Origin of the sequence: Flavobacterium anhuiense, from assembly GCF_004151235.1 — a bacterium.
In the GTDB taxonomy this organism is placed as follows: Bacteria; Bacteroidota; Bacteroidia; order Flavobacteriales; family Flavobacteriaceae; genus Flavobacterium; species Flavobacterium anhuiense_A.
This window is the reverse complement of the sequence record NZ_JUIV01000001.1, coordinates 621,417-634,332: the sequence shown is the minus strand read 5'-3', so window position 1 is coordinate 634,332 and position 12,916 is coordinate 621,417. Positions and strand designations below refer to the sequence as shown.

Here is a 12,916-nt window from a genome sequence, read left to right as displayed (position 1 = left end):
ATGATAAATTTGGGACTACTCATCAATCTATACTCTTTTATTGTCATGTTTTGTGGTATTCTTTCTATTTGGTTTTTAAAAGGTTAATACTCCGTTATTGGTTATTTTTTTTAAAAATTTTTACTGATTATTTCTGATGTGTTTGTTCTAAAAATTCAAAGTTGTCATTGTAATTACCCCTGCCATAAATATGGCAGAGATAATTATCACTCTAAAAAAACATTAGTAACTCAAAAACGTACTAAATACTAATTCAAATCCAACTCTAAATTAATTTCTTTAAACTCTCATAAACAGACAGTTCTACATCTGCATGATCTTTTGTATTGCATTGTTCAATCAATTTTTTCAGATCTGCAGGCGCTAAAGTTGATTTATTATCTAAAACCAATAATAATTCCTGAGAAGCATCATTTAATTTTTTAGACAATGGTAATATTGGCTGCACCAACGGTGCGTTATTGCTTAATTCTGTTAATCCTTTATGAACTGCAATCCATTTTGTAAAAAATGCAGCTACTTTGGCTTTATTGTCTGCCGATTTATTTGTTAAATATTGATTTACAGCTGCGTCAAATGCAAGAGCATCTTTTGCGTCTGGCCCGCAAGCGTCTGCAAACAAGGTAAATGGAGAATACATTTGATACTCTGTTCCCCCTTTATTTCGAGTATATCCTTTCAATGGTTCGCTTACATTAGAGAATTCTTCCAATGATTTGATATCTTGATTGTTTGCAATGTTTCTTAAAATCACATCTTTATTACGAATATGTGTAATGCCCAATTCTTCTAATCTAAAAGAAATATTCTCTAAACGTTTGCGCATATTCTCAACATCTACTACATCTTCTGCCGACCATAATCTTTCTGCAATTGCAGCAGTTCTTGGCCAAATTCTAGAATCAATAGTTGTTGGGGTAACCAATTCTGTCCACATTGTAGCTTCACCTCCCAGAATTCTTGCTTTTTCGTCACTGGTTAAATTAGCTCCTTTTGGCATTGGATCGTTTAAGTAATGACTTGCAATTGGATACATCAAATCGATATAATATCCGTTTGATAAAACTGTTTTATATCCTTTTTTAACGGCATCAACAAGAGATTGTCCTGCTGGCATTCCTTCGTTTGGACCTCTCCAAGAATGTACAATGGCCTCTTTAGATAAATCTTTGGTTAAAATTTCTTCCCAACCCATCAATTGTTTTCCGTGTTTCTTTAACATCGGAGCCAATTGCATTGTGAAATACGTTTGCAGTTCGTGGTTGGTTTTTAAATTATGTTTCTTTTTGAATTCTTGAATTTTAGGGTTTGCATCCCAGTCTTTTCCTTCGTTTTCATCTCCTCCAATATGGAAATAAGCGCCAGGAAACAACGGACAAACCTCATCAAAAACTTCGCTTAAAAGCTGGTATGTTTTAGGATTTGAAGGATCTAATGTTGGCGAAAAAATCCCAGCATTTCTTTCAATTCCATAGGTAGCAATTGCTGTACCTTGAATATTTTTTTCGGATGTTCCTCCTGTCAGCGTAATCGCTTTGCTTCCAATTTCTGGATAAGCTGTTAAGATTGCAGATCCGTGACCCGGAACATCTATTTCTGGAACAATTAAAATACCGCGCTCATCGGCATATTTTACGATATTTTTAATTTCCTCTTGTGTGTAATACATTCCATCCGAAGCTACTTGCGTAAATCTTGGATGTTTTTTCATTTCAATTCTCCAGCCTTGATCGTCAACCAAGTGCCAATGAAAAACATTCATTTTCATTGCTGCCAATGCATCAATATTTCTCTTAACTACATCAATTGGCTGAAAATGTCTTGAAACATCCATCATTAAACCTCTCCATGTAAATCTTGGGAAATCTGAAATTTTTGAAGCTGGAAAATAAAATGTTTTTGAATTGTTTTGAAGCATTTGCAATAATGTCTCTAAACCATGCAAAGCTCCTAAATCACTTGAAGCGTTTAAAGTGATTTTGTTTGAAGTGATATCTAAATGATAACTTTCGTCTTCGTACAAACCAATTTTACCGCTTTTGGTGCAATTAATCTGTAATTCCGCATTTGGAACTTCATTTAATTTTTCAATAAAACCTTGCTCGAAAAATATACCTGTTCTACCATCTAAACGGCGCAAAAAACGAGTTACTCCTCCAAAAATTCTTGGATTTGGATTTCCAGTAATGTTTACTTTAAAATTTTTGCTTAAATTAAAATTACCTTCATTAATAACAACATTCTGAGGCCAAGGCATAAGATTCAGCTGCTCTTTCTGGACTTGAGCACCTGCAGATATGCCAGCAAATAATAATACAAATAGATATTTCATTTTTCTTTTTTTTTGGTTGGATAGTTTTTAATAAGTATCCAAAATTTATATAAAAAAACAAAACTCAGAATGATTCCAGCTTTTACCTCACTTTCGCAATGAGATCAATCTGAATTTTGCTATTTGATTCATTATAAAATGAATCGGAAAAAAATTTTAGTAGTCAAAACGCTTAAAGGCTTCAATCGCTTCATACTCAGCCAAACCTAATTCATCGTATAATATGGCTGTGTTTTTGTTCCGATCTTCTGCCCTAACCCAGAATTCACGAGAGTCATTTCCTTGAAACATCACTCTATCTTTTTGAGACTGGTGGTGTAAAATGGCATGACGTTTCAATAAAACTTCTGATGGACTTAACGGAACGGCCATATCTATTTCATGAATATCCCATTCGTGCCAAGCGCCTCTATAAAGCCACAACCAACAATCGTTCATGTATGGTTCTGGTTTAAGTTCTTTTAATGCGGCAAAAATGGCATTTAGACAAACTTCATGAGTTCCGTGCGGATCTGCCAAATCTCCAGCAGCAAAAACCTGATGCGGTTTTATTTTGGCAATGATATCTTTTACAATAGCAATATCTTCTGGTCCTAACGGATTCTTTTTAACTTGTCCTGTTTCATAAAAAGGAAGATCCAAAAAGTGGGTATTTTCATCTTTCAACCCGATGTATCTTGTCGCTCCGTAAGATTCTCTTCTTCTGATAAGCCCTTTTAATTTTCGAACTTCTAAAGAATCGATTTGGTTTTCAGATTTGTTATTTAAAAACTCGATAACCGATTTGAAGTTGATATCTGCTTGACCTTCTCCGATAAAATCACTGGCAACTTCTGCAAATTTTAACGCTTCATCATCTGAAACGGCAATATTTCCTGAAGTTTGGTACACCACATGAACATCGTGTCCTTGCTTGATTAATTTTGAAAATGTTCCTCCCATAGAAATCACATCGTCATCAGGGTGCGGACTAAAAAGGATTACTCTCTTTTTTGCCGGATTTGCCCTTTCTGGACGAAATGAATCATCTGTGTTTGGTTTTCCTCCTGGCCATCCGGTAATGGTATGCTGTAAGATATTAAACATGTTAATGTTCATATCATAAGCAGAACCTTCTTGAGCCAAAAGATCAGACATTCCGTTATTGTTATAATCACGGTCTGTCAATTTTAAAATAGACTGTTTTGTCTTTTGGCAAAGCCAAACAATCGCTTTACTTTTTAATTCAGGTGTCCAAAGGCATTCACCAACTAACCAAGGTGTTTTAAAACGAGTTAATTCTGAAGCTGCAGACTGATCTAAAACAAAAGTTGCATTTGGATGATTTTGTAAAAATGTAGCCGGAACTTCTGAACTGATATCGCCTTGAATAGTTCTTTTGATAATATCTGCTTTATTCTGTCCCCAAGCCATCAAAACAATACGTTTTGATCTCAGAATAGTCGAAACTCCCATTGTTATGGCACGTTTCGGCACATTATCAATACCATTAAAAGCAGATGAAGCATCGACTCTTGTGATATGATCCAAAGTGATAATTCTTGTTCCTGAATTAATATGCGAACCTGGCTCATTAAACCCTACGTGTCCTGTACGTCCAATTCCTAATAACTGAAAATCAAGGCCACCAGCGTTTTTAATATTCATTTCATAATCAATACAGTATTGATTAATTTCATCAATTGCCACTGTACCATCAGGAATATTAATATTTTCAGGTTTGATATCAATATGATTAAAAAGATGCTCATGCATGAAATAATGATAGCTCTGATTATTCTCCTTAGTCATTGGATAATATTCATCCAGATTAAAGGTGATTACATTGCTAAAACTTAGTCCTTCTTCTCTGTGCATTCGCACTAGTTCCTCATAAACTTTGATCGGAGAAGAACCTGTTGCTAAACCTAAAACACAAGATTTATTTTTTTCCTGCTTAGATCTAATAAGCTGCGCAATTTCCTGTGCTACAATTACAGAAGCTTCAATAGAACTTTTGAAAATCTCGTTATGAATTTTCTCAAAACGAGTTTCTTCAAATTTTCCAGCGCTTTTGTAACTAATATCAGGTTTTATTTCTAAAGCACTTTTCATTTTTTTCTTTTTTGTAGTAGTTACCCTTTTGGCTTTAAGATATGGTATAGACAGCTTTCACCATCTATACCATACTACTAACCAAACTTAATATTCTCGTTTTTAGAAATTTGGAGCGTTAACATCCCACCAAGTTCTTGTTCCACCGTTATCAGGTCCGTTAAGTTTTGCAATACCTGTTTTAAGACCTTCTGGATTTCCGTCTTTTTCAGTAGATACAAAGTTTATTCTTCGTACACCATATTCAGTAGTGATTGCACCAGCACTTTGGTTGTTAAGAATTGGCAATAATTTTGGGTAACCAGTTCTGCGGTGTTCAGCCCAAGCTTCCATACCGTCAGGGAAATTAGCAATCCATTTTTGAGTAATGATTTTTTGCAATTTCACTTCATTGCTTGCAGTTTCATCCCAAGCAACTGTAACTTTATTTACAGCTAAACCACTGTTGAATGGAGCAACTGGATCTACATAATCTTTAGCAACTTTTACATTGTCAGCAATATAATCTGCAGCACCACCAGTAGAAAGCTGATCGAAAGAAGCTGTAATACCTGCTTTATAGAATGTTGCAGCGTCCCCACCCATATTCCAGCCTCTTAAAGCTCCTTCTGCTCTTAAGAAATATACTTCAGCAGCGTTCATCCAAACAACTTGCTTATCTTTAGCTACAACTTTACCAAAATTTGAAAACTTTAAATGTTTTGATTTATCTCCAAGATTACCACCTGTGCGGATTCCTTTGTATTCTCCTGGAAATTGTTCAGATTCTTCAAAATAAACTTTCATTCTAGGATCATTATATCCTCCCATAATTGACTCCATATCAGCAGACATACGGCTATCGTTATAATCGTACGCAGCAACTCTCAACGGATGCTGTGCCACATCTTTAACAACAATAAAACTATCGCCTGCAGACGTCATAACTCCAAATTTTTGGCTAATAGCTTTTTCTGCTTCTGTCTTAGCCAAGGTAGGATTAACTTTTACAACACGCATTGCTAATCTCAAACGCAAAGAGTTTGCATATCTAACCCATTTAGTATAATCTCCATCGTATGTTGAACGATCTGTACCAGCAAAAGAGGTTTTTTCTCCAGCATCAACTCTTTTTGTTAATTCTGCAACAGCAAAATCTAAATCTTTAAACATTAAAGCATAAGCTTCTTCCTGAGAATCGTACCCAATTGCAGCATCTGTAGTACCTAGTTTTGAATACACAATTGGTCCCCAAGTGTCTGCTGCTTTATGCAAAGTTTGTACTTTTATAATCGTAGCAAGCGCATAAAATTGATCATATTTACCTTTTGCCTCTCTTTCAACTTTCAAATAGTTTGCCATAACTTGCGCATAAATAGCTTCCCATCCCCAAAGGTTCCAGTTATCAGAAAGCGCATATGAAAGGTTATTAGCTCCATCAAAACCGGGTGCTGTCGTATAACCTCCCCAAGTATTACCAGATAAATCAATCGCAACTTGATACTTCCAACCTGGAGTATTTACCATTACATTTTCAAACATACCTTTAAAAGGTCCTCTGATATGATTAAAATCTTGCGTTACTTCCTCTTGTGTAAAACCATCGGGATTACTATTGATCTCATCAAAATTATCTGTACAACCAACTAAAGTCAAAAGACCTAAACAGATTAGTGATTTTTTTATATTATTTGTTTTCATGATGTTTTAATTAGAAAGTTACATTTAAATTAAGACCGATACTTCTTGTTGATGGCAGACCATAAATATCAACTCCTTGTAAACCTTGACCTGTACTTAAAGCAATGTTTGGATCGAATGGAGCATCTTTATAAAAGAAAAATAAATTTCTTGCTATTAATGATAAAGTTGCTGTATTAACAAATGGAATAGCTTTTTTATTGAAAGTATAACCAAGTGAAACTTCTCTTAAACTTACGTTTGTAGCATCATATACATATTCAGCAGTTGCCCCATTAAGACCTCCAACTGCATTGTAATAATCTTGTGCAGGTATCGAAGTTACCTTTGTTCCATCAGGCATAACTGCATTCACAGCAACACCACCTGCATTTCTTGCATCTCCAGATCTTTTTGATACTCCATAAAAATCATTCATAGATTCCGTAATACTCATTACATCTCCTCCAAAACGTCCATCAATCAAGAAGTTAGCTGTAAAAGAACCAAATTTAAATGTGTTTGACCAACCTAACATGAAATCTGGGTTTGCATTACCAACTTCATGGAAATCAGCTTCAACAACTGGTTTCTTCTCAGCATTTAAAACCATTTCTCCCTTGTCATTTCTAACAATACCTTTTCCTTCGATAACACCAAATGGTCTTCCTTCAGTTAAGGCATATCTATAATTGATGTTGTTTACTGGAGTTAAAGGAATAGTACCTCCTAATTCTTCTGGAATTTCTTTTACTTTATTTTTATTGTGAGAATAATTTACCATAGTTTCCCATGAAAACTTTTGTCCCTCAATAATTTTTCCGCTAACAACAAGCTCTATACCTTGGTTTGCAATACTACCAGCATTAATTCCGTAATTTGTATAACCGTACGGGTTTGTTGCAGGAGCTGGAACTTGAATGTATTGATTTTTCGTTTCTGAGTTGTAGTATGAAATTTCAAAACCTAATCTGTTGTTGAACATTCTCCACTCAGTACCAAATTCAAATTCTGATTTTAATTCTGGTTTTAATGATTCTCCTGGTCTTGGTCCTACTGTAGGAGGAAAAATTTGCCCACCTTGAACAGTTGATTTTGGAGAAGTTACAAAAGCAGAAACGTCATTACCAACTTGTGCATAAGTTCCTCTTACTTTTCCAAAGTTAATCCATTCAGGTAAAGTCGCCATTTCGCTAATAATAGCTGTAACTCCCACAGATGGGTAGAAATATGACGGAGTATCTGTATTTACTAAAGTAGAAGACCAATCGTTGCGTCCAGTAACATCTAAGTACAGCATATTTTTGTATCCGAAAGTAGCAGAAGCAAATATTGACTGAACTTCTCTTGAAGAACCAGTAGTCTGAACACTTAAGTCATCTACACCATTTGCTCGCACAAAATTACCTAAAGTAAATAAATTAGCATTAGCAAGTCCACCAGTAATACCAGAGTCTAATGTCGTAGCATGATTAGCTAATGTATTATTGACACTTGTACCTACTATAGCATTAAAACTGAAGTTTTCGCTGAAATTAGTATTGATTTTTGCAATTAAATCTGCGTAACGTTGTGTACTTAATGTAGCTACATTAATATATCTACCATTTACATTAGATAAGGAAGTGTTTGTTGTAGCATAGATTCTTTTGTCAAAATCATTTTCGATTCTGTTGTAGCTATATCTTGCTCCAATGCTTAACCAATTGTTAGCTTTAAAATCTACAGCAAGGTTTCCGTTAAAGAAATTGTCTTTATCTACAGATTTGTTTCTGTTAATTAACCAATATGGGTTTTGAACATAAATATCTGTATTTAACGGAGTATAAAAATTTTGGCCATAAAGATTTAGATTAGGTATAAATGTTTCGTAATTATCCTTATAATAATTAAAATCATTTCCTCTTTGAAACAAATATACTCCTGTTAAAGGATTTGAATAAAGCCCGTTTACAGGTCTGTTATTAATAGTTTGGCTTGTGTATTTTGCATCTGCCGAAACGGTTAATCTATTATTGAAAAATTTACCTGTTTGACGAATTCCAAAGTTGTTTTTCTTTAACCCATTCCCTTCAATAACCCCAGAAGCTGTCGTATTAGCATAAGAGATGCTTGTACTAGAAATATCTGTTCCTGTTGTAAATGCTGCAGAAGTAATTTGTGTAACACCTGTATTAAAGAAATCTTTCACAAAATCATTTGATTGCACTTTTCCTCCCCAAGAATACTGAGCGCCAGGCGTTCCATATTCATATTGAAATTTTGGCAATGAATGAACAGATTCGAAAGTTGTAACAGAAGAAATTGCTAAATTTCCAGTGTTTTCTTTCACTTTTTTAGAAGAAAGTAAGATTACACCATTTGCTCCTTGAGATCCATACAACACAGAAGCAGCCGCACCTTTAAGTACAGTCATACCTTCGTAATCGTCTGGATTAATTAAAGAAACAGTATCTCCACCATCACGGTTACCACCAGCTGTACTACCAAAAGAATCGTTTGGCTGGTTTGAACTTCCATTATACAAAGGAATACCATCAATAACATAAAGAGGCTGGCTATTCATGATAGAAGAGTTACCACGAATTACAACTTTTGTAGATCCTCCAGTACCTCCAGAACTTTTTGTCACCGCAACACCCGCAACTTTACCTGCAATTGTATTAATAACGTTGGCATCTTTTACACGAGTCAACTCCTCTCCTTTAAGTTCTTGAGCTGCATATGTCAAAGATTTTCTTGTTTTCTTAAGACCTAAAGAAGTTACAACAACTTCGTTTAATGCATTTGATGCTCCTTGAACCATCTTCACATTAATTGTAGATGCATCTCCTACAACTATTGTCTGAGTTTCTAGTCCTACATAAGTAAATACTAAACTCTGACCTTTTTGAACTTCAATAGTATACAATCCGTCAAAATCGGTAGTTGTTCCCTTTTGACCTCCTTGTACAGCAACAGAAGCCCCTGGTAATGGCATACCATCAGAATCTGTAATCACACCTTTGACACTTTTTACTTGTGCAAGCGAAACTTGCGCCGTAAAAACAATCATAAAGATTAAGAAAATTTTTTTCATGTTTATTTTTATTTTGTTAGTTATGAAGTAAAATTATTCTTAAGGCATTGTTAAAAAAAATAAATTAAACCAACAGCAATAAAATTTAAACGAACGACATAAATCATTCAATAATACGCTTTACGAAAACGTTCTAATACAAAAATTAAGCACCAATATCCTTTTTTTGCGAAATTTTATTCAAAAAAATTGGCTTTTTGCAGTTAATTGTTTAAAGTTGCACAATATTTCATTATTGTTAAGAAAAACCCAAAATCTCGTAAAGAACCTAAAGCCAGTTGAAAGAAATACGAAAAGTTAAATTTGATATTAAACTGCAAAATCATGTTTGGTTTTGGGGAGTATACTTTACTTTAAACTTTTTAAGATGGGGTGCTTACTTTAATGATTACCCTTATTCTTTCAAATCAAACCTAATTGAATTTTCTCTGGTTATTCCTTTAGTGTATCTGAATTTATTTGTCTTGGTTCCGAAGTATGTATTGAAGCAAAAATATATTATGTATACATTTTTATTGCTTCTAAGTTTGTTTGGGATTTATTTGGCTAAAACTGCCCTGACCTATTATATAATATCTGAAAATATATGGCCAGAAGCCAACAGAGAATATCATCCTTTTGAAATTAATCATATAGTTGCCGTTTGTATTGGAGAGTTGTATGTACTAGCAATGGCATCATCAGTTTATCTGACGCTGACATGGTTACGAGAAAGAGAAAGAAACAGATCGCTAAGAGAAAACCAATTTAAGATTAAACTTAAATACCTCGAAAATCAAATTCAGCCACATTTTTTCTTTAATACATTAAACAACTTATACGCACTATCATTAGAATCATCCAAAAAAGTTCCTGATGTAATCATAAAACTTTCCAATTTAATGGAATATGTTTTATATGATGTAAAGGGAACTAAATTCGTTCCGTTAATAAAGGAAATCGATTATATTCAGAATTATATCGAAATTGAAAAACTCCGTTTTGAGAATGTTGAAGTGACCATAAATTTAGAATCAAACATAGATGACGTTGTTGTACCTCCTCTAATTTTTATTTCATTGGTAGAAAATGCATTCAAGCATGGTGGCTTGAATAACAAAAACTTAAAAATAAAAATCAATTGCAGAGTTATCGATAACAAAATACTCGATTTTGAAATCTTAAATAATTTTGTAATTTCACAAAATCATAATCCAAAGAGAGGAATTGGTTTAGTCAATACAAAAAAGAGACTGAAACTGATTTACAAAAACAATTTTAGCCTTAAACACCAAACCAAATTAAATTTCTACATAATCAGATTACAAATACCAACCCAGAATGAAAATTAAATGCGTGTTAATTGATGATGAGCCTTTAGCTATTAAAGTCTTGGAAAATTATTTTACCAATTTTACAGACTTTGAAGTTATAGCAACATTCACTAACTCTCTGGAAGCGCTCGATTTTATTAATAGCACTGTTGTCGATGCCGTCTTTTTAGATATTAACATGCCCATGATGACTGGTTTTGAACTTATCAGTCTTATTGAAAATAAAACTAAAGTTATCATTACCACTGCTTTTAGAGAATTTGCCGCCGAAAGTTATGATTTGGATGTTCTAGATTATTTGGTCAAGCCGATTCCACTGCCAAGATTTATAAAATGCATCAATAAAATAACCACCGAATACAATCTCAAAAACAATATTAAAGTTGAAACCGCAAAAGGCGATTCTCATATTTTTATTAAAGTCGATAAAAAAATGATGAAAATTAATATTGAAGAAATTCTATTTGTTGAAGGAATGAAAGAATATATAAAAGTTGTTACGCCAGACAAAACCTATATTACACATAAATCTCTTACATCGCTCTCAGAAGAATTACCTCAAGATCGCTTTCTTAGAATACATAAATCTTATGTAATTGCTCTAAATAAGGTAAAATCTATAGAAGGAAACCGCGTTCAAATTCAATCTTACAACATTCCGATAGGCAGAAACTACAGCAAAGAGGTTAAAAACAAGATATTGGAATAAAATATAATTACGAATTACATTTTCTAAGTGGGTTAAAATTAACACTTTGTTGAAAAAACATAGTCGTTGGTTTAAATTTAACATTATTTATACCTTTTTATTTTTTTTTGATAATCCTAACAAATATATTTACGGTCTTCAAAAAACAATAAAATAAAAAATTAACCTTATTATTATGAGTTCAGAAAATGTGCAAACCAAATGGGGGCAATTTATCTCTTTGATAATCGTCTTCTTCTTTTGGGGTTTTGTTGGGTCAGCCAATGACATCCTGATTCCAGTATTCAAAAAAGTATTTACGTTATCGCAAGTACAATCTCAATTAGTAGCTTGGGCTTTCTATGCAGCTTATTTTGTTGGATCAATTATATTCTTTATCGTTTCTTTAAAAGTAGACGTTTTACAAAAATACGGTTACAAAAGAACACTATCTGCAGGTTTAGTTTTATCTGCCGTAGGTTCGTTTTTATTTGTTCCAGCGGCTACAATCCAAAGCTTCCCCTTCTTCTTAACAGCTTTATTTACAGTAGGTTTAGGATTCTCAATCCAGCAAATTGTAGCAAACCCGTTAGCCATTAAAATGGGAAGTCCGGAAACTGGAGCGCACCGTCTAACGCTTGCAGGAGGAATCAACTCTTTTGGAACAACAATCGGAGCTATCTTGTTAGGTATCGCTTTATTCGGAATGGGAGACAACAAAAAAACAGCGCTTTCATTAGAAGATATTAAACTGCCATTCATCATTTTAGGTCTTGCATTTATTGCTGTTGCCGTTTTCATGAACTTTTCTAAAATTGAAGATCCTGTAAAAGAGGAAGAAGCAATCATCAAAGACAAACACAGCACTTTTAACATCCTTGACTATCCGCAATTATACTTGGGAATGTTAGGGATTTTTATTTATGTTGGAACTGAGGTAACTATCATCAGTAACTTGCCCGCTTTACTACACACACACGAATTTGGAAACATCTTAGAAGACGCAGTTGCACCATTTATCGCACTCTACTGGGGAAGTTTAATGATCGGCCGTTGGAATGGTGGAGTAAATGTTTTCAACACTTCTAACTTGGTAAATACGGCTCTTAAATTTATTGTGCCTGCTGCTGCATTTGGAGTAATTATCGGAGCAAATATCTTTGCTGCTCACGACGTTTCTTCATTCTACATCTACCCAATCTGGATTTTACTATTTATTGCTGTAAGTTTTGTTGGTGGTAAAAACGCTGGAAAAACATTAATGCTTTTCGGAATTTCAGGATTGACGATGATGGTTTTAGGATTGGCTTGGCCAGACCCAGAAATTGCTAAATTCTTCTTTATTTCTGGAGGATTGTTCTTATCTATCATGTGGCCTTCAATCTTCGATTTAGCGATTGCAGGATTAGGAAAAAACACAGGAAAAGCATCATCTTTCTTAATCATGATGATTCTTGGTGGTGGAGTAATTCCATTATTACAAGGAAGTATCTGTGATTTAGACGCTACAAATCCAAACGGAATTTTTGGCATCACATATACACATTTCTCATATATTGTACCGCTTATCGGTTTTGCTTATTTAGGTTTCTATGGTTTCTATTGCCCTAAAATCTTGAAAAAACAAGGAATCAGCCACATCGAAAGCGCTGGCGGAGGACACTAAAAATTAAAAAATTCCAATATATAAAAAATCCAAATTCCAAGTAAAACTGGAATTTGGATTTTTTTATTTCAAAAAAAAGTAAAAA

The 12,916-nt window shown here is 33.9% G+C and carries 7 protein-coding genes; 3 read left to right on the top strand and 4 right to left on the bottom strand.

What is annotated here, in order from left to right; translation table 11 throughout:
- Positions 1 to 265: 265 nt before the first annotated feature.
- The 4 genes from NU08_RS02710 to NU08_RS02695 all read right to left on the bottom strand — a co-directional run bounded on the left by NU08_RS02710 (position 266) and on the right by NU08_RS02695 (position 9,164).
- Positions 266 to 2,332 (bottom strand): beta-N-acetylhexosaminidase, encoded by a 2,067-nt coding sequence (locus NU08_RS02710; RefSeq protein ID WP_129745742.1) that lies wholly within the window; start codon positions 2,330 to 2,332, stop codon positions 266 to 268.
- A gap of 156 nt (positions 2,333 to 2,488) precedes the next feature.
- A complete protein-coding gene (gene nagB / locus NU08_RS02705) occupies positions 2,489 to 4,426 on the bottom strand; it encodes a glucosamine-6-phosphate deaminase (protein WP_129745741.1) in 1,938 nt (645 codons plus the stop codon).
- A 102-nt stretch (positions 4,427 to 4,528) separates the two neighbouring features.
- Positions 4,529 to 6,106, bottom strand: a complete 1,578-nt coding sequence (locus tag NU08_RS02700) for a RagB/SusD family nutrient uptake outer membrane protein (RefSeq protein ID WP_129745740.1) — start codon at positions 6,104 to 6,106, stop codon at positions 4,529 to 4,531.
- Positions 6,107 to 6,116: 10 nt separating this feature from the next.
- Positions 6,117 to 9,164: a SusC/RagA family TonB-linked outer membrane protein gene (locus tag NU08_RS02695; RefSeq protein ID WP_129745739.1), complete on the bottom strand. Its 3,048-nt coding sequence runs from the start codon at positions 9,162 to 9,164 to the stop codon at positions 6,117 to 6,119.
- Positions 9,165 to 9,442: 278 nt separating this feature from the next.
- On the opposite strand from NU08_RS02695, the gene NU08_RS02690 reads away from it, so the two are divergent.
- The 3 genes from NU08_RS02690 to NU08_RS02680 all read left to right on the top strand — a co-directional run bounded on the left by NU08_RS02690 (position 9,443) and on the right by NU08_RS02680 (position 12,831).
- A complete protein-coding gene (locus NU08_RS02690; protein WP_129745738.1) occupies positions 9,443 to 10,495 on the top strand; it encodes a sensor histidine kinase in 1,053 nt (350 codons plus the stop codon).
- Positions 10,485 to 11,186 carry a LytR/AlgR family response regulator transcription factor gene (locus NU08_RS02685; protein WP_129745737.1) on the top strand — a complete coding sequence of 234 codons (702 nt, stop codon included), beginning with the start codon at positions 10,485 to 10,487 and terminating at the stop codon, positions 11,184 to 11,186. The genes NU08_RS02690 and NU08_RS02685 overlap by 11 nt, the downstream gene beginning before the upstream one ends.
- A 175-nt stretch (positions 11,187 to 11,361) precedes the next feature.
- On the top strand, positions 11,362 to 12,831 hold the full coding sequence (locus NU08_RS02680; protein WP_129745736.1) for an MFS transporter: 1,470 nt from the start codon (positions 11,362 to 11,364) through the stop codon (positions 12,829 to 12,831).
- Positions 12,832 to 12,916: the final 85 nt, after the last annotated feature.

Bases quoted from the DNA above. Each gene is read 5' to 3' on its own strand.
- NU08_RS02695 (WP_129745739.1), bottom strand. From the start codon at position 9,164: ATGAAAAAAATTTTCTTAATCTTTATGATTGTTTTTACGGCGCAAGTT.
- NU08_RS02700 (WP_129745740.1), bottom strand. From the start codon at position 6,106: ATGAAAACAAATAATATAAAAAAATCACTAATCTGTTTAGGTCTTTTG.
- NU08_RS02685 (WP_129745737.1), top strand. From the start codon at position 10,485: ATGAAAATTAAATGCGTGTTAATTGATGATGAGCCTTTAGCTATTAAA.
- nagB (WP_129745741.1), bottom strand. From the start codon at position 4,426: ATGAAAAGTGCTTTAGAAATAAAACCTGATATTAGTTACAAAAGCGCT.
- NU08_RS02710 (WP_129745742.1), bottom strand. From the start codon at position 2,332: ATGAAATATCTATTTGTATTATTATTTGCTGGCATATCTGCAGGTGCT.
- NU08_RS02680 (WP_129745736.1), top strand. From the start codon at position 11,362: ATGAGTTCAGAAAATGTGCAAACCAAATGGGGGCAATTTATCTCTTTG.